19 protein-coding genes are annotated in these 19,061 nt (G+C 66.7%); 6 read left to right on the forward strand and 13 right to left on the reverse strand.

From position 1 onward, the window contains the following. Positions 1-17 precede the first annotated feature (17 nt). The 6 genes from phoU to pstS (R1H25_RS13790) all read right to left on the reverse strand — a co-directional run bounded on the left by phoU (position 18) and on the right by pstS (R1H25_RS13790) (position 6,275). Positions 18-725, reverse strand: a complete 708-nt coding sequence (gene phoU / locus R1H25_RS13765; RefSeq protein ID WP_262084484.1) for a phosphate signaling complex protein PhoU — start codon at positions 723-725, stop codon at positions 18-20. Between the two features lie 76 nt (positions 726-801). After that, positions 802-1,632, reverse strand: a complete 831-nt coding sequence (gene pstB, locus R1H25_RS13770; protein ID WP_005408788.1) for a phosphate ABC transporter ATP-binding protein PstB — start codon at positions 1,630-1,632, stop codon at positions 802-804. A gap of 19 nt (positions 1,633-1,651) precedes the next feature. Next, entirely contained in the window at positions 1,652-2,515 is an 864-nt protein-coding gene (gene pstA / locus R1H25_RS13775; protein WP_032127902.1) for a phosphate ABC transporter permease PstA, read from the reverse strand. Continuing rightward, positions 2,515-3,483 carry a phosphate ABC transporter permease subunit PstC gene (gene pstC, locus R1H25_RS13780; protein ID WP_049444211.1) on the reverse strand — a complete coding sequence of 323 codons (969 nt, stop codon included), beginning with the start codon at positions 3,481-3,483 and terminating at the stop codon, positions 2,515-2,517. Before pstC ends, pstA begins: the two co-directional genes overlap by 1 nt. Positions 3,484-3,565: 82 nt before the next feature. Beyond that, complete coding sequence (gene pstS, locus R1H25_RS13785) at positions 3,566-4,654, reverse strand: phosphate ABC transporter substrate-binding protein PstS (RefSeq protein ID WP_057501775.1); 1,089 nt, start codon at positions 4,652-4,654, stop codon at positions 3,566-3,568. A gap of 604 nt (positions 4,655-5,258) precedes the next feature. Then, the gene (pstS, locus tag R1H25_RS13790) at positions 5,259-6,275 is read right to left on the reverse strand and encodes a phosphate ABC transporter substrate-binding protein PstS (protein ID WP_049444582.1); all 1,017 of its coding nucleotides are present in this window, start codon (positions 6,273-6,275) and stop codon (positions 5,259-5,261) included. Positions 6,276-6,826: 551 nt separating this feature from the next. Between pstS (R1H25_RS13790) and R1H25_RS13795 the strand changes: the two genes are divergently transcribed. Next, on the forward strand, positions 6,827-8,059 hold the full coding sequence (locus R1H25_RS13795) for a porin (RefSeq protein WP_014036551.1): 1,233 nt from the start codon (positions 6,827-6,829) through the stop codon (positions 8,057-8,059). A gap of 81 nt (positions 8,060-8,140) precedes the next feature. Here the strand turns inward: R1H25_RS13795 and nth are convergent, their stop codons facing one another. From nth to R1H25_RS13810, 3 genes are read right to left on the reverse strand one after another with little or no spacing between them, the layout of a single operon-like run. Continuing rightward, positions 8,141-8,833, reverse strand: a complete 693-nt coding sequence (gene nth, locus R1H25_RS13800; RefSeq protein WP_317223860.1) for an endonuclease III — start codon at positions 8,831-8,833, stop codon at positions 8,141-8,143. Next, a complete protein-coding gene (locus tag R1H25_RS13805) occupies positions 8,833-9,186 on the reverse strand; it encodes a hypothetical protein (protein WP_057499822.1) in 354 nt (117 codons plus the stop codon). The genes nth and R1H25_RS13805 overlap by 1 nt, the downstream gene beginning before the upstream one ends. 4 nt (positions 9,187-9,190) lie before the next feature. Continuing rightward, positions 9,191-9,973, reverse strand: coding sequence for an enoyl-CoA hydratase-related protein (locus tag R1H25_RS13810; RefSeq protein WP_317223861.1), 783 nt, complete (start codon positions 9,971-9,973; stop codon positions 9,191-9,193). 167 nt (positions 9,974-10,140) lie between these two features. Between R1H25_RS13810 and R1H25_RS13815 the strand changes: the two genes are divergently transcribed. From R1H25_RS13815 to R1H25_RS13825, 3 genes are all read left to right on the forward strand, one after another. After that, positions 10,141-10,842, forward strand: a complete 702-nt coding sequence (locus R1H25_RS13815) for an FKBP-type peptidyl-prolyl cis-trans isomerase N-terminal domain-containing protein (protein ID WP_014646545.1) — start codon at positions 10,141-10,143, stop codon at positions 10,840-10,842. Between the two features lie 217 nt (positions 10,843-11,059). Then, positions 11,060-11,863 carry a CoA pyrophosphatase gene (locus tag R1H25_RS13820; RefSeq protein WP_049446410.1) on the forward strand — a complete coding sequence of 268 codons (804 nt, stop codon included), beginning with the start codon at positions 11,060-11,062 and terminating at the stop codon, positions 11,861-11,863. Further along, positions 11,860-12,762 carry a sulfurtransferase gene (locus R1H25_RS13825; protein ID WP_317223862.1) on the forward strand — a complete coding sequence of 301 codons (903 nt, stop codon included), beginning with the start codon at positions 11,860-11,862 and terminating at the stop codon, positions 12,760-12,762. The genes R1H25_RS13820 and R1H25_RS13825 overlap by 4 nt, the downstream gene beginning before the upstream one ends. Before the next feature lie 293 nt (positions 12,763-13,055). On the opposite strand, the gene R1H25_RS13830 is transcribed toward R1H25_RS13825, so the two are convergent. Beyond that, the gene (locus tag R1H25_RS13830; RefSeq protein ID WP_317223863.1) at positions 13,056-13,622 is read right to left on the reverse strand and encodes an N-acetylmuramoyl-L-alanine amidase; all 567 of its coding nucleotides are present in this window, start codon (positions 13,620-13,622) and stop codon (positions 13,056-13,058) included. 72 nt (positions 13,623-13,694) lie between these two features. On the opposite strand from R1H25_RS13830, the gene R1H25_RS13835 reads away from it, so the two are divergent. Beyond that, on the forward strand, positions 13,695-14,222 hold the full coding sequence (locus R1H25_RS13835) for an alpha/beta hydrolase (protein WP_049446415.1): 528 nt from the start codon (positions 13,695-13,697) through the stop codon (positions 14,220-14,222). 145 nt (positions 14,223-14,367) lie between these two features. Beyond that, positions 14,368-16,506: a bifunctional 23S rRNA (guanine(2069)-N(7))-methyltransferase RlmK/23S rRNA (guanine(2445)-N(2))-methyltransferase RlmL gene (rlmKL, locus tag R1H25_RS13840; protein ID WP_317223864.1), complete on the forward strand. Its 2,139-nt coding sequence runs from the start codon at positions 14,368-14,370 to the stop codon at positions 16,504-16,506. 61 nt (positions 16,507-16,567) lie between these two features. Here rlmKL and R1H25_RS13845 read toward each other — a convergent pair whose 3' ends face one another. From R1H25_RS13845 to R1H25_RS13855, 3 genes are read right to left on the reverse strand one after another with little or no spacing between them, the layout of a single operon-like run. Next, positions 16,568-16,897 carry a DUF3325 domain-containing protein gene (locus R1H25_RS13845; protein ID WP_088479691.1) on the reverse strand — a complete coding sequence of 110 codons (330 nt, stop codon included), beginning with the start codon at positions 16,895-16,897 and terminating at the stop codon, positions 16,568-16,570. Continuing rightward, the gene (locus tag R1H25_RS13850) at positions 16,894-18,531 is read right to left on the reverse strand and encodes a PepSY-associated TM helix domain-containing protein (protein ID WP_317223865.1); all 1,638 of its coding nucleotides are present in this window, start codon (positions 18,529-18,531) and stop codon (positions 16,894-16,896) included. Before R1H25_RS13850 ends, R1H25_RS13845 begins: the two co-directional genes overlap by 4 nt. Next, a complete protein-coding gene (locus tag R1H25_RS13855) occupies positions 18,528-18,842 on the reverse strand; it encodes a DUF3649 domain-containing protein (protein ID WP_317223866.1) in 315 nt (104 codons plus the stop codon). Before R1H25_RS13855 ends, R1H25_RS13850 begins: the two co-directional genes overlap by 4 nt. Positions 18,843-19,061 lie beyond the last annotated feature (219 nt).

Here is a 19,061-nt window from a genome sequence, read left to right on the forward strand (position 1 = left end):
GGTGTTGCAGTGCAGCGTCAGACCTGCCCGGTGCTTGAGGTTTCGTCGCGCTTCTCGCGCGGCGGCAGCGGCTGCTCGCCGTGCACCAGGAACCAGACGTTCTCGGCGATGTTTGTGGCGTGGTCGCCCACGCGCTCCAGGTTCTTGGCCATGAACAGCAGGTGCGTGCACGGGGTGATGTTGCGCGGGTCTTCCATCATGTAGGTCAGCAGCTCACGGAACAGCGCGGTGTACTGCGCGTCCAGGCGGGCATCGTCCTCGCGCAGTTCCAGCGCGGCATCGGCGTCGTTGTCGCGGTAGGCGGCAATGGCGCGGCGCACCTGCTGCGCGGCCAGGCGGCCCAGCGCACGCAGGCCCTGGATCTGCGGCAGCGGCGGCACCTTGCCCAGCGCGATCGAACGCTTGGCCACGTTCGCCGCATAGTCGCCGATGCGTTCGATGTCGGCCGGGATGCGCAGGCCCGCCAGGATCTCGCGCAGGTCCCGCGCCATCGGGCCACGCAGCGCCAGGCGCATCACGTCGTGGCTGATCTGCTGCTCAAGCGCATCGATCGCTTCGTCGTTGGCGATGATGCGATGGGCAGCGTTCTCGTCGCGCTTCTCGATCACGTCCATCGCCGCTTCGAGCTGGGCGACGGCCATCTCGCCCATGCGCACGATTTCGGCCACCAGGCGCTGCTGCTCTTCGTCGTAGCTCTTGACGATGTGGTCGTTGGGAAGGTTCATGGTTGTTCCACTCTGTAGAGTCGAGCCATGCTCGACTGGCGTTGTCTGTAGAGCCGAGCCACGCTCGACTGGCGTTTCAGCCGAAGCGACCGGTGATGTAGTCCTCGGTCTGCCGCTGCGACGGCTGCGAGAAGATCACTTCGGTGCGGTCATGCTCGATCAGGTCGCCCAGGTACATGAAGGCGGTGTAGTCGGACACGCGCGCGGCCTGCTGCATGTTGTGGGTGACGATGACGATGGTGTACTCGTGCTTGAGCTCTTCCACCAGCTGCTCGATGCGGCTGGTCGAAATCGGGTCCAGCGCCGAGGTCGGCTCGTCCAGCAGCAGCACCGACGGGCGCAGCGCCACGGCACGGGCGATGCACAGACGCTGCTGCTGGCCACCGGACAGGCCCAGTGCGCTCTGCCCCAGCTTGTCCTTCACTTCGTCCCACAGCGCGCCCTGGCGCAGCGCCTGCTCGACGCGGTCGGCCATGTCGGCCTTGCTCAGCTTCTCGTGGTGGCGGATGCCGTAGGCGACGTTCTCGAAGATGGTCATCGGGAACGGCACCGGCTTCTGGAACACCATGCCGACCTTGCTGCGCAGGCGGTTCATCGGGTACTTCGGCGACAGGATGTTCTCGCCGTCCAGCAGCACTTCACCGCGCGCTTCCAGCTTCGGGTACAGCGCGTAGATGCGGTTGAAGATGCGCAGCAGGGTCGATTTGCCGCAACCGGAGGGACCGATCAGCGCGGTCACGCGCTTTTCCGGAATCTCCAGGTTGATGCCCTTCAGGGCGTGGAACTTGTCGTAGTAGAAGTCCAGTCCACGCGCAGCCAGCTTCACCGGCGACGGCGTGTGCAGGCTCTCGTGCGAGGACGGCACGGCGATGCGCTGCATCGGCACGGCGTTGGAAAGGTCGTTCATGGCGTTATCCACGGAAAGGTCAGTCATGGGAGATACGGTTGCGCAGCAGGATGCCGCGGGCGGCAAGGCTGACCAGCAACACGAAGACAGTCAGCACCAGGGCACCGGCCCAGGCCAGGACCTGCCAGGATTCATACGGGCTGCCGGCGAACTGGTTCATCACCACCGGCACTGAGGCCATCGGCTGGAAGATGTTGTTGTTCCAGTACTGGTTGCCGAAGGCGGTGAACAGCAGCGGCGCGGTCTCGCCGGAAATGCGGGCCAGCGCCAGCAGGATGCCGGTGATGATGCCGGCCGAGGCACTGCGGTACAGCACCTGCACGATCACCTTCCACTGCGGGATACCCAGCGACAGGGCCGCTTCGCGCATCTGCGAGGGCACCAGGCGCAGCATCTCGTCGGTGGTGCGCACCACCACCGGCAGCACGATGAAGGCCAGCGACAGGGCACCGGCGAACGCCGAGAAGTTGCCGCCGGTCTGCATCACGTACAGGGTGTAGACGAACAGGCCGAGCACGATGGACGGGGCCGACAGCAGGATGTCGTTGACGAAGCGGACCACGGTGCCGGCCTTGCGGGCGTTGCCGTACTCGGCCAGCCAGGTACCGGCCAGCACGCCCAGCGGGGTGCCGATGCCGATCGCCAGCGCACACATCACTGCACTGCCGAAGAAGGCGTTGGCAAGGCCGCCTTCCTGCATCGGCGGCGGCGTCATCTTGGTGAACAGATCCCAGTTGATGCCGGCCAGGCCTTTCGAGGCCAGGGTGAACAGGATCCAGCCCAGGAAGAACAGGCCGAACAGCGCGGTGGCGCAGGAAGCGGTGATCGCAACGACGTTGCCGATGCGGCGGCGAAGGTACAGCGAATCAGCGGTGGTGGACATCAGTTGCCCTCCTTGCGGGACAGGCGCATCAGCATCAGGCGGGCGATGGCCAGCACCACGAAGGTGACGATGAAGAGGACGAAGCCGAGCAGCAGCAGCGCCGAGCGGTAGGTTTCAGTGGCTTCGCCGAAATCGTTGGCGATCAGCGCGGCGATGGTGGTGCCCGGTTCCAGCAGCGACGGCGACAGGCGCACGCTGTTGCCGATCACGAAGGCCACCGCCATCGTTTCGCCCAGGGCGCGGCCGAGGCCGAGGAAGATGCCACCGATCACCGCCGAGCGGGTGTAGGGCAGGACGATGTCCCAGCTCACTTCCCACTTGGTGGAGCCCAGCGCGTAGGCCGATTCCTTCAGGCGCGTCGGCACGGTCAGGAACACTTCGCGCATCACCGAGGAGATGAACGGAATGACCATGATGGCCAGCACGAAACCGGCGGTGAGCATGCCGATGCCGAGCGGCGGGCCCTGGAACATCGGGCCGATGATCGGCCATTCGCCCAGGGTCTCGTTGAGGAACGGAGTGACGTACTCGGTCATCACTGGTACCAGCACGAACAGGCCCCACATGCCGTAGATGATCGAGGGAATGCCGGCCAGCAGTTCGATGGCGGTACCGACCGGGCCACGCAGCCAGCGCGGCGCGACTTCGGTGAGGAAGAAGGCGATGCCGAAGCTGACCGGCACGGCGATGACCATCGCGATGAGCGCGGTGACCAGGGTGCCGTAGATCGGGGCGAGGGCGCCGAACTTGTTTTCGACCGGATTCCAGTCGGCGGAGAAGAAGAAGCTCAGGCCCTGCATCTGCAGGGCATGGCGGCCGCCCCACAGCATCGACAGTGCGGCGCAGGCCAGGGCGATCAGGACGAAGATGACGGTGCCGACCAGCACCCATCGGAACAGTTTGTCGTTGCGGGCATCACGCGTATCACGCGTGGACGGGGCTGCTACAGGCTGGGCGATGGCATTCATGGGGACGGCAGGGCCAGGAAGGGGCGGGGCGGCACGGCGTGGAAGAGGCGGTGCCCGCGCGGGGCGGGCACCGTCGTGTCCATCACTTCAGGTCGGTCGCCCAGTAGGCCTCGATCTGCTTGACCAGTTCGGCCGGCAGCGGCACGTAGTGCAGCTCGTTGGCCTGGGCCTGGCCGTTTTCGAAGGCCCACTTGAAGAAGGCCAGGGTGTCCTGGTTGCGCTTGGCGTCCTTCGGCTGCTTCTGCATCAGCATGAAGTTGGTGGCGGTGATCGGCCACGCCTGCTCGCCCGGGGCGTTGGTGATGACCAGGTTGAAGTCCTTGGCGCTGGCCCAGTCGGCGCTGGCGGCCGCGGCGGCGAAGGTTTCCGCGCTCGGCTCGACCCAGTTGCCGGCCGCGTTCTGCATGGCGGTGTACGGCATGCCGTTCTGCAGCGCGTAGGCCAGTTCGACGTAGCCGATGGAGCCCTTGATCTGCTTCACGTAGGAAGCAACGCCTTCGTTGCCCTTGCCACCAACACCGTCCGGCCACTGCACCGAGGTGCCTTCGCCGACCTTGCTCTTCCACTCCGGGCTGACCTTGGACAGGTAGTTGGAGAAGTTGAAGGTGGTGCCCGAACCGTCCGAACGGTGAACCAGAGTGATCTTGCCTTCCGGCAGCTTCACGCCCGGGTTGGCGGCGACGATGGCCGGGTCGTTCCAGGTCTTGACCTTGCCCAGGAAGATATCGGCCAGCAGGGCGCCGCTCAGGCGCAGCTTGCCGGCTTCCAGGCCTTCGATGTTGACCACCGGGACCACGCCGCCGATGGCGGACGGGAACTGGGCGAGGCCGGCCTGGGCCAGCTCTTCGCTGCTCAGCGGCTTGTCGGAGGAACCGAAGTCGACGGTGCCGGCCTTGATCTGGGCGATACCGCCGCCCGAGCCGATCGACTGGTAGTTGATCTTGGCGCCGGTGCTGGCGTTGTAGTCAGCCGACCACTTGGAGACCAGCGGGAAGATGAAGGAAGCGCCGGCACCGGACACTTCGGCGGTCACCTTGGCACCGGCAGCGGCCGGAGCGGCGGCACCGTCGGCCGCCGGCTGCTGCGCTGCCTGCTTGTCGCCACCGCAGGCCGACAGGCCCAGGGCGATGGCCAGGGAAAGGGCGGCAAGGCCGGCCGAGTGCAGTTTCATGGTCACTCCATAGCGGGGTAGAGCCGACGGCGTCGGCGGATGCGGCTATGAAATGATGTTTTTGTTACAGCCGTATTACGACCATGACAGAGGTGCCCTGGATCACGTTCTGACAAGGGTTTCACAGGGTTGGCACCAATCCGGCAGGTGCCCGGAAACCTCCGATCTGCGCACCGATATGACGGCCGGTTGGCCCTTGTAGAGTCGAGCCATGCTCGACTGCTCCCTGCCCCGGTAGGTGCGGACCGTTGGTCCGCACGCTCCAGCACCCAGCCGAGCATGGGCTCGGCACTACAAACGCTCCTGCCTCTGCTCCTGCCTTCCATGACCCCACCGCGCCCGCGATGAACTGTCCAGAGGCGGTGGGCCAGGGCGTGCAGGACCGTCCACGGCATGGATGCCGTGGCCGAGCCCCCAAGGACGGGTTTACGGCGTGTCCTGCACGCCCTGGCCCACCGACTCACCCACGGATCAGCGAAGGCGCAAACGCTCTTCACGACCAACCCCAAAAAACAAGAAGAGCGCGAGATCTCGAGGATCTCGCGCCCGGGTGGGATCGGCGAGGGAGAGAGGACCCGCCGATCCCGTTCCTGCGGGGGAACGCTTACTTCAGGTTCTGCGACCAGTAGGTCTCGATCTGGCGGACCAGGCTGTCCGGCAGAGGCACGTAGTCCAGCTGGCGGGCCTGGGCGTCGCCGCTCTTGTAGACCCAGCGGAAGAACTCCTGGGTGGCCTTGCCGTTGGCAGCGTTCTTCGGCTTCTTGTGCACCAGGATGAAGTTGGTGGCGGTGATCGGCCAGGACTCGGCGCCCGGGGCGTTGGTCATCACCAGGTAGAAGTCCTTGGCGCTGGCCCAGTCGGCGCTGGCAGCGGCGGCGGCGAACGAGGTGTCGCTCGGCTGCACGAAGCGGCCGGCGGCATTCTTCATCGCGGTGTACGACAGCTTGTTCTGCAGCGCGTAGGACAGTTCGACGTAGCCGATGCCGCCCTTGATCTGCTTCACGTAGGCAGCAACGCCTTCGTTGCCCTTGCCGCCGATGCCGGCCGGCCACTGGACCGAGGTGCCTTCACCGACCGAGCTCTTCCACTCCGGGCTGACCTTGGACAGGTAGTTGACGAAGTTGAAGGTGGTGCCCGAGCCGTCCGAACGGTGCACGACGGTGATCTTGGCGCTCGGCAGCGTCACGCCCGGGTTCAGCGCGGCGATGGCCGGGTCGTTCCAGGTCTTGATCTTGCCCAGGAAGATGTTGGCCAGCACGGTGCCGTCCAGCTTCAGCGCGCCCGGGGCGATGCCGGCCACGTTGACCACCGGCACCACGCCGCCAATCACCGACGGGAACTGCGCCAGGCCCGAAGCCGCCAGTTCTTCCGGCTTCAGCGGGGCGTCGGACGAGCCGAAATCAACGGTCTTGGCCTTGATCTGCGCAATGCCGCCGCCGGAACCGATCGACTGGTAGTTGACCTTGTTGCTGGTGGCGGCGTTGTAGTCGGCCGACCACTTCGACATCACCGGGTAGATGAACGAGGCGCCCGCGCCGGTGATTTCAGCGGCGTTGGCGGCGAACACGGACGACGCTGCGAAGACGGCAACGGCAACGCGCGACTTGAAGGCGTGGATCACGGGGTGGCTCCTGGGTTGATTGGGATGCGGGGTTACCCGCCCGGCGCACATTCCATAACGGTTCGATGACAACGCAGGGACCGTTGTATGACGCAGCCGTTACAGCGCTGCCCGGTGCCCGTACAGCAGGGGCGTGAAGGTTCTGCGTACCGCGGGCAACGTGATGACCAATGCGCCGGACACGGACGTAAGCCGGTTGCGATCACGTTCTATATGTCGCTGATGACCTGTCCGCTGTGGTCGTCATGCCGTCCCGGCCCGGCATTCCGCAGTGATGCCGCGTCATCCACACGAAACCATCGATGCAGGTCAGGGCTGCGCGGCGATCGGCCCGGGCCGGGACGCTGATACGTGACGCCCTGTGCCACAAGGCATCGACACGCATGTGGCCACAAATGAGTCGTACGCATGACCGCACGAAGAAATCTGTGGTTGGTGCTCAATCTGTCATTCGGCTGTCATGGTTTTAACGGAACGTTCGCAAAACGCTTGACCGGCCTGCCGGCGTGGCGTTCTGCCCAAGCCATTCCAACCCTCTGGAGAAATCCAAAATGCGTTCCCATTTGCTCGCCGCCGCGGTCGTTGCAAGCCTCGGTCTGGTTTCCGCCGACGCCTTCGCAGCCCCCGCCAGCTCGGGCGTATCCCAGGCACAGCTGCAGCAGCTGCAGGCACAGATCGCTGCGCTGCAGGCCCAGGTCCAGCAGTTGCAGAACGATTCGCAGGCGCTGCAGGCGCAGTCCGACGCGCAGTCCGAAGTGAACATCACCCAGGCCCAGGCCCTGGAAGGTGCGCAGAAGACCCAGACCAGCGTCGACAAGCTGGCCAAGCTGGTCAATGACAACAAGATTGGCGGTCGCATGTTCTTCGATCTGACCAACATCGACAAGACCAGCAACGGCAAGGACACCGCCGCCAGCGGCACCGGTCTTGACGTCAAGCGCTTCTACCTGACCGTCGACCACAAGTTCAACGACATCTGGTCGGCCAACCTGACCACCGACTTCCAGTACAGCTCGGCCATCGGCAACACCGAACTGTTCGTCAAGAAGGCCTACGTGCAGGGCAGCTTCGACCCGGCCTTCAACCTGCGCGTCGGTGCTGCCGACATGCCGTGGATCCCGTACGTCGAGAAGTTCTACGGCATGCGCTATGTCGAGAACACCCTGACCGACCGCCTGAAGTACGGCAACTCGTCCGACTGGGGTCTGCATGGCTTCGGCAATCTGGGCAACAACTTCAACTACGCCGTGTCGGTCGTGTCCGGCGCCGGCTACAAGAACCCGACCCGCAGCAAGGGCATGGACGTGGAAGGCCGCGTGGCCTACACCCCGAACGAGAACTTCGTGGTCGCCGTCGGCGGCTACAGCGGCAAGCTGGGCAAGGAAACCGATATCCAGAGCGCCGAGAACACCTACACCCGCGCCAACGCGATGGTGGCCTACGCCGACAGCAACTTCCGCGTCGGTGGCGAGTACTTCCAGGCCAAGAACCTCAACAACGTGCTGACCGTTGCCACCGACAAGACCAGCGGCTGGTCGGTGTGGGGCAGCGTGCGCGTCACCGACGGCGGCATCAACGTGTTCGGTCGTTACGATGACACCGACGTCAGCAAGACCTTGGACCCGACCCTGAGCGACAAGTACTGGAACGTCGGTGTCGAGTTCCCGGTCATGAAGAACCTCAAGCTGTCGACCGTGTACAAGTACACGCACCTAGCCAACGCCGGCGACAAGAAGAACGACAAGACCAAGGAATTCGGCGTCTGGGGCGACCTGTCGTTCTGATCTCCTGAAGCACCCTTGTCTACAAGCAAAGACGGCGGGCCTTGTGCCCGCCGTCTTTGTTCTGTCACACCATGAACGCGGTCACACCTCCGCCGTGGTCTTTTCCTTGAACCGGCACAGGTCGGCGATCACGCAGCCCGGGCAATCCGGCTTGCGCGCCTTGCACACATAACGCCCGTGCAGGATCAGCCAGTGATGCGCGTCGAGCAGGAACTCGGCCGGAATCACCTTCACCAGCTTGTCTTCCACGTCGCGCACGTTCTTGCCTGGTGCCAGACCGGTGCGGTTGGAGACGCGGAAGATGTGCGTGTCCACCGCCATCACCGGCTCACCGAATGCAGTGTTGAGCACCACGTTGGCGGTCTTGCGGCCCACGCCCGGCAGCGCTTCCAGTTCATCCCGATCGCGCGGCACTTCACCGCCGTGCTTCTCCAGCAGGATCGCGCAGGTGGCGATCACGTTCTTCGCCTTGGCGTTGAACAGACCGATGGTGGCGATGTACTGCTTCAGGCCGTCTTCCCCCAGGGCGAGGATCTTCGCCGGCGTGTTGGCCACCGGGAACAAACGGCGCGTGGCCTTGTTGACGCCGACATCGGTGGCCTGTGCCGACAACGCTACCGCTACCAGCAGCTCGAACGGCGAGCTGTATTCCAGTTCGGTCTTGGGGTGCGGGTTGAGTTCGCGCAGGCGGGTGAACATCTCCACCACGTCGGCGCGTGGCATCGTGCCGCCACGCCGCGCCGGGGCGCGTGCAGTCTTCTTCGTGGTGGCCATTACTGCTCCTTGCCGCTGGCGCGGGCCTTGGCCCGGGCGAGGATGGCGGCCGCTGCGGCGGGCAGGGTAGGCTTCACGTCCGGCGCCGGGGCCGGCGTGCGCCGCGCGTCGCGTTCGGCTTCGCGGCGGGCCAGTCGCACCGCGCGGGCGCGGTAGCGTTCGCGGGCGGCCCAGGCGGCTTGAAGCTGCCGCTGGGCCTGCTGCAACCGCTGCGGGAGTTCCGGGTGACCGGGCAGCAACTGCGCGTCGTCGGCGCGGGCGACATAGTCCATCAGCCCGGCCTGCAGGGCGCCATCGAGATCGTCTGCCTGGACCCGGGCAAACAGCTGCGCGGGGTTGGGTCGGGATGCCATGGCGTCAGCGGTTCTGGAAGGCCGGCGGACGGCGCTGCAGGAACGCGCTGGTGCCTTCGCGCATGTCCTCGGTGGCGAACAGCAGGCCGAACTGCGCGCTTTCGTACTCCAGCCCTGCCTCCAGGCTGCATTCGCCACCCACGTGTACGGCATCAAGCAGGCCACGCAGGGCCAGCGGCGCCGAGCGTGCCAACTGGCGGGCGACGTCCTGCACACGGTTGTCCAGCGCGTCGACCGGCACCACCTCGTTGACGATGCCCAGTTCCAGCGCACGCGCGGCGTTGATCGGTGCACCCAGCAGGCACAGCTCCAGGGTGGCGGCGCGGCCGCACAGGCGCAGCAGGCGCTGGCTGCCGCCGAAGCCGGGAATCAGGCCGAGATTGATCTCCGGCTGGCCGACTTTGGCCGTATCGGCCGCGATGCGCAGGTGGCAGGCCATCGCCAGTTCCAGGCCGCCGCCCAAGGCAAAACCGTTCACGCGCGCGATCACCGGCTTGGGCATGCGCTCGATCTGGCGCATCAGGGCCTGGCCCAGCAGCGAGAAATCACGTCCCTGAACCGCGCTGAGAGTGTTCATCTCAGCGATGTCGGCGCCGGCCACGAACGCCTTCGGGCCGGCACCGGTCAGCACCACCACGCGCACGTCCGGGTCGGCAGCGGCGGCGCTGAACGCCTCGGCCAGGGCCTGCAGGGTCGCGGCATTCAAGGCGTTGAGCTTGTCCGGGCGCTGGACGGTCACGGTGCGGATGGCGCCGTCGTCGGTGACAGCGATCAGGGCATCGGCCACGGGGAAACTCCTGGAACGTTAAAAAAAAGTGATATTGAACTCCGCGAACGCAGACGGGTCATAGCCTGCATCGTGAGTAGCGGTTACACGTTGCGCCCGTTATCCTAACCCGTCGCCTCAGGGCGGCGCAGAACGTCCCTGAGTTACCACCCCTGGAGAACTGTTTGATGAAGTTGCGTTCTATCGCGGTCGCCGTCGCGGCCCTGGCCCTGACGGGCAATGCCTTCGCCCAGGACATTGCGTCCGAAAAGGGCAAGCTGAGCTACTACTTCGGTTACGACTACGGCAACAACCTGGCGGAGCTGACCGGTCGTGGTGAGCAGCTGGACATCAACTCGGTGGTGAAGGGCCTGCAGGATGCCTACGCCAAGAAGCAGCCGGCGATCACCGCCGAGCAGCTGAAGCCGGCCGTTGAAGCGTTCCAGAAGCGCGAGCAGGGCCGTGCCCAGGCTGCCAAGGCCGAGTACGAAAAGGCTGCTGCCGAAAACAAGACCAAGAGCGATCAGTTCATCGCGGCGAACAAGGCCAAGGCCGGCGTGCAGTCGCTGCCGAGCGGCGTCCAGTACCGCGTGATCGAAGCCGGCAAGGGTGCCAAGCCGACCCAGGCCAGCACCGTGCAGCTGGAAGTGGCCGGTCCGTTCCCGTACGGCCAGCGCCCGACCGAAGCCCGCCCGGCCCAGCAGATTCCGTCGATCAAGGTCAGCGAAGTCGAAATGAAGGCCATGCGCGAGACCCTGCTGCAGATGCCGGCAGGCTCGAAGTGGGAAGTCACCCTGCCGCCGGACCAGGCCTACGGTGCCGACCCGCGCACCCCGTTCCCGCCGAACGTGGCTGTGCAGTTCGAGATCAAGCTGGTCAGCGTCAAGTAAATCGAAGCCGTAAACGAAACGCGCCGGTGATTCCACCGGCGCGTTTTTGTTTGTGCAGTTCCTGACGGTAGAGTCGACTGTCAGTCGACTGCTCTTGGGTCACATCGGGGAAACGCCCGCGCTGCGCGCGCGAGTCGACTGACAGTCGACGCTGCCGTCCGTCCGGGCACCCCGCGCAAATTCCGCCCGATCGCGCTACTGTTGCCGGGTGCAAACAATGGAAGAAACGGCGCGTGTTGTCGCAAGTCCCTGCATCGGAGTGTGCACGCTGGATCCGGACCGGCAATGCGCCGGCTGCGGGCGGCACATCGATGAAATCGCACGGTGGTCGTCGATGAGCAACGAGGAACGCAGCCGCGTCCTGCATCGCGTGCAACCCCTGCGTGAACAGCTGCAGCAATCACTGCGCGGCTCGCTGGCCGATCACGAACGCTTGATGCGCGCGCTGCATCCGTTGGCCGATCCGCCGGCCGGCGACGGCTGGAACCGCAGCGAACTGAGTGACCTGCTGCCCCCGGGGCCACCTGTGGAAGCCGCCGTACTGGCCGGCATCGTGCCGCGCGCCAACGGCGCACAAGTCATCCTTACCCGTCGCACCGAAACCCTGCGCCAGCATGGTGGCCAGGTTGGTTTCCCCGGCGGGCGCACCGAACCCGATGACCGCGACGCACTGGCGGCCGCGCTGCGCGAGAGCCAGGAAGAAATCGCACTGGCGCCCGGCCAGGTGCAGGCGCTGGGCTATCTCGATCCCTTTGTGACGATCACTGGCTACCGGGTCACGCCGGTGGTAGCCGTCGTCGATCCGGACTTCGTACCGGTGCCGCAGCCCAGCGAAGTGGCCGAGGTGTTCGAGGTGCCGCTGGATTACCTGATGGCCGCAGACAACCTGCGCCAGGTCGAAATCAATCACCGCGGCCGCATCCGCCACGTTCTCGAATATGGCTGGCCTGGCCAGCGCATCTGGGGCGCGACCGCCGCCATTCTCTACAACCTGCGTCGCCGCCTGGAGCAAGTGCAATGAAGCCGATCGATCCGCCGTGGACCACCCTGGTCGATGTCGCCACCCTGGCCGCCGCGTTGGGCGAGGGCGTCCGCGTGGTCGACGCGCGCGCCACCGCCAGCACCGCGGTGCGCGTGGTCGATGCGCGGTCCTCGCTGGCTGATCCGCAGGCGGGAAGCGGCCAGTATCTGGCGGGGCATGTTCCGGGCGCGGTGTATGCCGATCTCAATCGGGACCTGTCGGATCTGACCCGCAGCGGCCACGGCCGTCATCCGCTGCCGGACAGCGATGCCTTTGCCGCAAGGCTGGGGCAGTGGGGCATCGGCCCCGATACCCAGGTGGTGGTCTACGACGGCAGCGACGGCAGCATGGCTGCCTCGCGCCTGTGGTGGCTGCTGCGCCTGATCGGGCACACCAAGGTGGCCGTGCTTGATGGTGGCATCGCCGCGTGGCAGGCCGCAGGACATCCTTTGGCGACGGGGCAGGGTGAGGTGACCGCGCTGCCGGCTTACCCGGGCCGTTTCGACACCACCCAGATTGCCAATGCCGATGAAATCAGCGCACGCCTGAAGCACGCGCCGGGTTGGCTGGTCGACGCACGCGCGGGCGAGCGCTTCCGCGGCGAAGTCGAGCCGCTGGACCCGGTCGCCGGCCACGTACCCGGCGCGGTCAACCGCCCGTTTGCGTTGAACGTCGCCGACGGCCGCCTGCGTGATGCACAGGAACTGCGCGCCGAACTGCAGGGCGTGATCGGCAACCGTGATCCGCAGCAGGTGGTGCTGATGTGCGGCTCCGGCGTGACCGCCTGCCACCTGCTGCTGGCGATGGAAGCGGCCGGCCTGTCCGGCGCCCGCATCTATGCCGATTCCTGGAGCGGATGGGTCAGCGACAGCAGCCGCCCGGTGGCAACCGGCGCCTGAGCGATCCGAGCAAAAAGCAGTCGAGCGCGGTTCGACTCTACAAAGGCACCCTTCGATCGATTCGACCCCGTGTCGACCAAGGTCGACACCCACCAACAGCAGCGGGAAACTGTCGAAGGCGGGTGGGTCCGGTTGCGGGGGTGTCCGCGGCATGGATGCCGCGGCCAAGCTTACAGGGACGTACTTGCAGCGTCCCCCGTAACCGGACCCACCCCGTCTCCCCTCAGGAAGTCAGCTTCTGCTGTTGCTCTGGCTTCGGCTTCTGCAGGTGCAGGGCGCAGCCCTGCAAGCCCTCACCCAACCGGCTGCAGTGGCACCTTCGCCAGCACCCGCGCCCACGGGAACAACGGCCCCGGATCACGCTTGCGCGCCACCATCAGCGTCGGGTCATCGCTGGCCGGCACCTGCTCCAGATCCAGCTGGTCATGCCCGGCAATCCGCTGCAGCGAGGGATAGCGTGCCACCAGCGCCAACAGCAGCCGCTCCAGCGCTTCCAGCTGCGCCTCGGTGTAGGCCTCGTCCATCGCCTGCTGGCGGCTGTCGAACCAGTGCGGGTAGCGCCCGGTGTTGACCAGTTCGATGCCCAGCGTATGAGCGTTCATGCCGCGTACGTGGTGGGCCACGCGTTCCGGTGCCACGTACTGCACCACGCTGCCATCGCGGTCGATGTAGAAGTGGCCGCTGTTGCCGGCGCCGCTGTCATACAGCACGCGCTCACCGTACTCGCGGGCCATCGCCAGATCCGGCAGCTCGGTGCAGTGGATCACCACCATCTCCAGCGTGGCCGGGTCGCGCAGTGGCAGGCGGTCTTCGTAGGGCAGGGGCTGCAGCTGCAGGCCGGGCAGGAGCGGGTTGGACATCCGGCGATGCTAGCATTGCGGCATGAACCTGCCTTCCCTTTCCTCGCCGACCCGCTCCCACGGAGCGCGCGCATGAGCCGCGGCCACTGCATCCTGTCCCACGGTTTCGAGAGCGGCCCGGAGGCGACCAAGGTCACCGCGCTGGCCGACGTGGCGCAGCGCCTGGGCTGGACCCATGAGCGCCCGGACTACACCGACCTGGACGCGATGAGCGAGGTCAGCCGGGTAGGCGACGTGCGCACCCGGCTGCAGCGCCTGGTGGAACGCACTGCCATCGCCGCCCAACAGGGCCCGGTGGTGCTGGCCGGCTCCAGCCTGGGCGCCTACATCTCCGCCATCGCCTCGCTGCAGGTGCCGGTGGCCGGCCTGTTCCTGATGGTGCCGCCGACCACCATGGGCCCGATGCCGGCGCTGGATGCCGCCGCGGTGCCGACCACGGTGGTGCAGGCCTGGCATGACGACGTGGTCCCGGCCGCCGGGGTGATTGCCTGGGCGCAGGCGCGTTCGGCGCAGCTGCTGCTGGTCGACGACGGCCACCGCCTGGAACGCCACGTGGAGGCCTCCGCGCAGGCCTTCGAGCGCCTGCTCCGGCAACTGTGAACCCCGGGCGCACGGCGCGCCCGCCCGCATTGACTACAATGGCAGCCCCGCCGCCCCCGGCGCGGGCCTGCCGGCCGTGCTTGCGGCCCTCCTTTCCGACCGGCCCGGCCCCAGTGCCGCGCCCGACCACCTGCGAACCGATCCCGTGAAATTCTTCGTCTCCTGCGCCAAGGGCCTGGAATACCTGCTTGCCGATGAACTGTCGGCCCTGGGCCTTGGCAAGGCCACTGCCACCATTGCCGGCGTCAACGCCGAGGGCGAACTGGAGCAGGCGCTGCGGATCGTGATGTGGTCGCGCCTGGCCAGCCGTGTGCTGTGGCCGATCGATGAGTTCGAGTGCCCGGACGAGCAGGCCCTGTACGACGGCGTGCGTGCGCTGCCGTGGCATGAGCACATCAAGCCGGAGATGACCCTGGCGGTGGACGCACATGTGTCCGGCGACAAGATCACCCACGCCCGCTTTGCCGCCCAGCGGATCAAGGACGCCATCGTCGACCGCATGCGCGATGAGGGACTGGAACGCCCCTCGGTCAACACCGATCTGCCCGATGTGCGCGTCAACCTGTCGCTGCGCAAGGGCCGTGCCTCGTTGTCGATCGATCTCGGCGGCGGCCCGCTGCATCGCCGTGGCTGGCGTGGTGCCGCCCACGAGGCACCGCTGAAGGAAAACCTGGCCGCCGCGCTGCTGCTGCGCGCGCAGTGGCCGCGCCTGCACGCTGCCGGTGGTGGCCTGCTGGACCCGATGTGCGGCAGCGGCACCCTGCTGATCGAAGGCGCGCTGATGGCTGCCGACGTTGCCCCTGGCCTGATGCGCCATGGCAGCCTGCCGCCGAGCCGCTGGCTGGGCTTCGACAAGGCCGTCTGGAAGACCATCCAGAGCGAAGCGCGTGATCGTGAGGCCGCAGGCCTGGCCGCGCTGAAGCCGGTCATCCACGGCAGCGACATCGACCCGACCGCGATCCAGGCGGCACGCGAGAATGCCGAGGTCGCGGGCGTCGCCCACGCGATCCGCTTCACCCGCGCCGATGTGGCCGACCTGGCCGCGCCGGAACAGGAGATCGGTGCGGTGGTCTGCAACCCGCCGTACGACGAACGCCTGGCCGCCGATCCGGCGCTGTACCGTGCACTGGGCAATGCCCTGCAGAAGGCGGTGCCGCAGTGGCGCGCCAGCCTGCTGTGCGGCAACGACGAACTGGCCTTCGCCACCGGCCTGCGTGCCGGCAAGAAGTACCAGATGTTCAACGGTGCCTTGGAATGTGCGCTGATCGTCTGCGACCCGATCGCCGTGCCCGGCCGTGACCCGGCGCAGCCGCGCGAGTTGAGCGAAGGTGCGCAGATGGTGGCCAACCGCCTGCGCAAGAACCTGAAGAAGTTCAAGAGCTGGCGTGCCCGCGAGGACATCACCTGTTTCCGCGCCTATGACGCCGATCTGCCGGAGTACGCGGCCGCCATCGACGTCTACGAGGAAGACGGTGGCAAGCGCCGTACCTTCCTGCACGTGCAGGAATACGCTGCACCGGCTGCAATTCCCGAGAACGACGTGCGCCGTCGCCGCAACGAACTGCTGGCGGCCGCGCGTGAAGTGTTCGGCGTGCCGCCGGAGCAGGTCTCGATGAAGTCGCGTGAGCGCGGCAAGGGCGGCAGCAAGTACGGACGCTTCGAGCAGCGCGACGAGTTCATCGTGGTGCGCGAGAACAACGCGCTGCTGCAGGTGAATCTGTTCGACTACCTGGACACCGGCCTGTTCCTCGACCACCGCCCGCTGCGCCGGATGATGGCCGAGCAGGCGCGTGGCAAGCGTTTCCTCAACCTGTTCTGCTACACCGGTGTGGCCAGCGTGCAGGCGGCCGTGGCTGGTGCCGCCAGCACCACCAGCGTCGACCTGTCGGCCACTTACCTGCAGTGGTGCTACGACAACCTGGCGTTGAACGGGCAGGGCGGCAACCAGCACCTTCTGGTGCAGGCCGATGCGATGGCCTGGCTGGACGGTGACCGTGGCCAGTACGACGTGATCTTCTGCGATCCGCCGACGTTCTCCAACTCGGCGCGCGCCGATGACTTCGACGTGCAGCGCGAGCAGATCAAGCTGCTGCGTGCAGCCGTGGCGCGGCTGGCGCCCGGCGGCGTGCTGTACTTCTCCAACAACTTCCGCCGCTTCAAGCTGGAAGAAAACGCCGTCGCCGAATTCGCCCAGTGCCGCGAGATCACCGCGCGCACGATCGGCCCGGACTTCGAGCGCAACGCGCGCATCCACCGCGCGTGGGAATTGAAGCGGTTGGGGTAAGTCGACGTCCGGGGTCGGATCCCCTGCGCGAAGCGCCGGGGATCCGACCCCGGTGGCTCTGCTACACCAACGCCACCAGCAGCCCGGCCACCGGCAGCGCGATCGCCAGTGGCACGATCCATTTCGGTCGGTACGGGTACAGCCCGAACGACAGCACCACGCCGCCCACGGTCATCGCGCCCAGCCACAGCACCGGGCCCATCGCCCAGCCGTGGTCGGCCACGCACAGCGCGAACGCCACCGTCAGCAGGGCCCAGCCCAGCGCACGCCACTGCGTGCGCCGTGCCGCGGGGGCTGCCGCCTTGCCATGCAGGTCGTGCTGGTGCTTTTCCATCGCCAGCGACAGCGCGGTGAACGCGGAGAACGACAGGGTCAACGCCAGCAGCATCATGCGCTGGCCTCCGCTTCGGCAGCGTCCGCCGCTTCGACCGGTGCCTTGGGCGCCGCTGCAGCCCCCGCACGCTTCTTCTTCTCGGCCGCGCTCAGCGGTGGCGTCCAGTGCTGCATGCGCCAGCCGCACAACGCCAGCATCGCACCGAAGGCGATCATCGACAGATCGAAGCCAGCCAACACCCAGTCACCATTGCGCAGGGTGATGCCCAGATGCGCGTGCGTGGTCAGGGCATTGACCACCGGCACCAGTGCGAACGCGGCTGCGCCCAGGTACAGCTGCCACGCCCACATCATCCGCTTGGGCCAGATGAAGGCGGCCAGCAGGGCCGCGCCCCAGGCATAGAAGAACACGTTGGCTTCCGCACTCGCGCGCTCGGCGATGTCCAGTGGCAGCAGGCGGTTGCCCCAGAAGTAGGCGGCAAAGGCAATCGGCAGGCCGGCCACGGTGCCGATGTTCAGCGCATCGACCAGGCGCAGGCCGAAGCCGGTGCGGCCGCTCTTGGCATGCTTCGGGCGTTCCTTCACCGCCCACAGCACCACACCGCTGGCGACCATCAGGCAGCCGACCAGGCCGGACAGGAAGAACAGTGCACGCAGGCCCCAGTCGGCGAAGCGGGCCAGGTGCAGGCCATACAGCACGCCACGGGTCGCGGTAGCTCCGCCCGACGGTGGCGTCTCTTCCAGCAGCGCACCGCTGACCATGTCGTAGCGCACGGCCGGGGTGTCGGTGGACAGGCGCTTGCCGTCGCGCTGGCGGATGTCGATCACCGCATTGGCCGCACCCGGGTTGGACACGGTGAAGCCGGCCACTTCCACGCCGTGCCAATGCGCGCGTGCGCTGTCCAGCAGCTGTGCGATCGGCAGCGGGGTCGCGCGGCCTTCGGCCGGTGCGGTCACCTCCGGCATGCCACCGAAGGCCTCGAAGAAGAACTGGTCCTCGTCCTGTGGGTAGGCGACTTTCACGCCCCAGGGCAGGTACATGACCATCAGGGTGACGATGCCGGTGTAGGTGATCATCGCGTGGTAGGGCAGGGCCATCACTGCGCTGACGTTGTGGAAATCGAGCCAGGAGCGCAGGCCCTTGTCCTTGCGGAAGGTGAAGAAGTCCTTGAAGATTTTCTTGTGGGTGATGACGCCGGTGATGATCGCCACCAGCATGAACATCGCGCAGAAGCCAACCAGGTAGCGCGCCCACAGCACCGGGATGTAGTGCAGGTCGAAGTGCAGGCGGTAGAAGAAGTCGCCGCCGCGGGTCTCGCGCGCCTTCAATGCCTGTCCGGTGTTGGGATCAAGCGTGGCATCGCCGAAGCCACCGCGGCGGCCACGGCTGGGGTCGGCCAGTTCCGGCGGCAACCGCCAGAACATCTGCATGGCTGGGTTGCGCGGCTGCGGCAAGGTGACGAACCAGTTCTCGGCCTGCGCGGCGTTGGCCTGCAGGAAGTCCACCGCGCGCTGCGCGGCGACGTCGATGCTGACATTGCTGGATGGCAGCTCCGGGCGCATCCAGCGGCTGATTTCTTCGCGGTAGTAGCTGGCCGTGCCGGCCATGAAAATCAGCAGCAGCAACCAGCCGACCAGCAGGCCGGTCCAGGTGTGCAGCCAGGCCATCGACTGGCGGAATCCGTTCTTCATGCCCAGGCCCCCAGCATGCGCGCGATGGCCGCCATCAGCAGGGTGGGAGCGAAAATGCCGACCCACGCACGCAGCGCGCTGCGGGTGGCGAAGGCCCACAGCGCTGCGCAGGCGGCCACCAGAATCGCCAGCAGCATGCCGGTCAGCACGGTCTGGCCGCGCGCACCGGGCAGGGCCACCGCGCAGAACACGCTGGTCACCGAGGCCAGCGCGTAGCCGCCGAAGATTGCAGCCAACGAGCGTGACAGCACGCCCCAGCGCGGGTTGGAGAAGTAGGTGCGGGGGCTGGCGGTTGCGGGCGAGCGGTCCACGGAGGTCCTGCAGGTTGGAGAAGGGATGGAACGCGTCCGCGGCCCCTTGCGCCCTGCGCATGTTGCCCAGCGTGTCCCATCGACGAGGCACGGCCCGCGCGGACGGGCGGCCCAGAGGTCGGGGATGTACACGGGCGATGGGCACGTCTCCGTACCCTTTGGCTAAGCGCACAACCGATCAGTAAATGATAGGCATTCGCATTTTATGAATCAAGCGTG

Source organism: Stenotrophomonas veracruzanensis (assembly GCF_032911525.1).
Lineage (GTDB): Bacteria > Pseudomonadota > Gammaproteobacteria > Xanthomonadales > Xanthomonadaceae > Stenotrophomonas > Stenotrophomonas africana.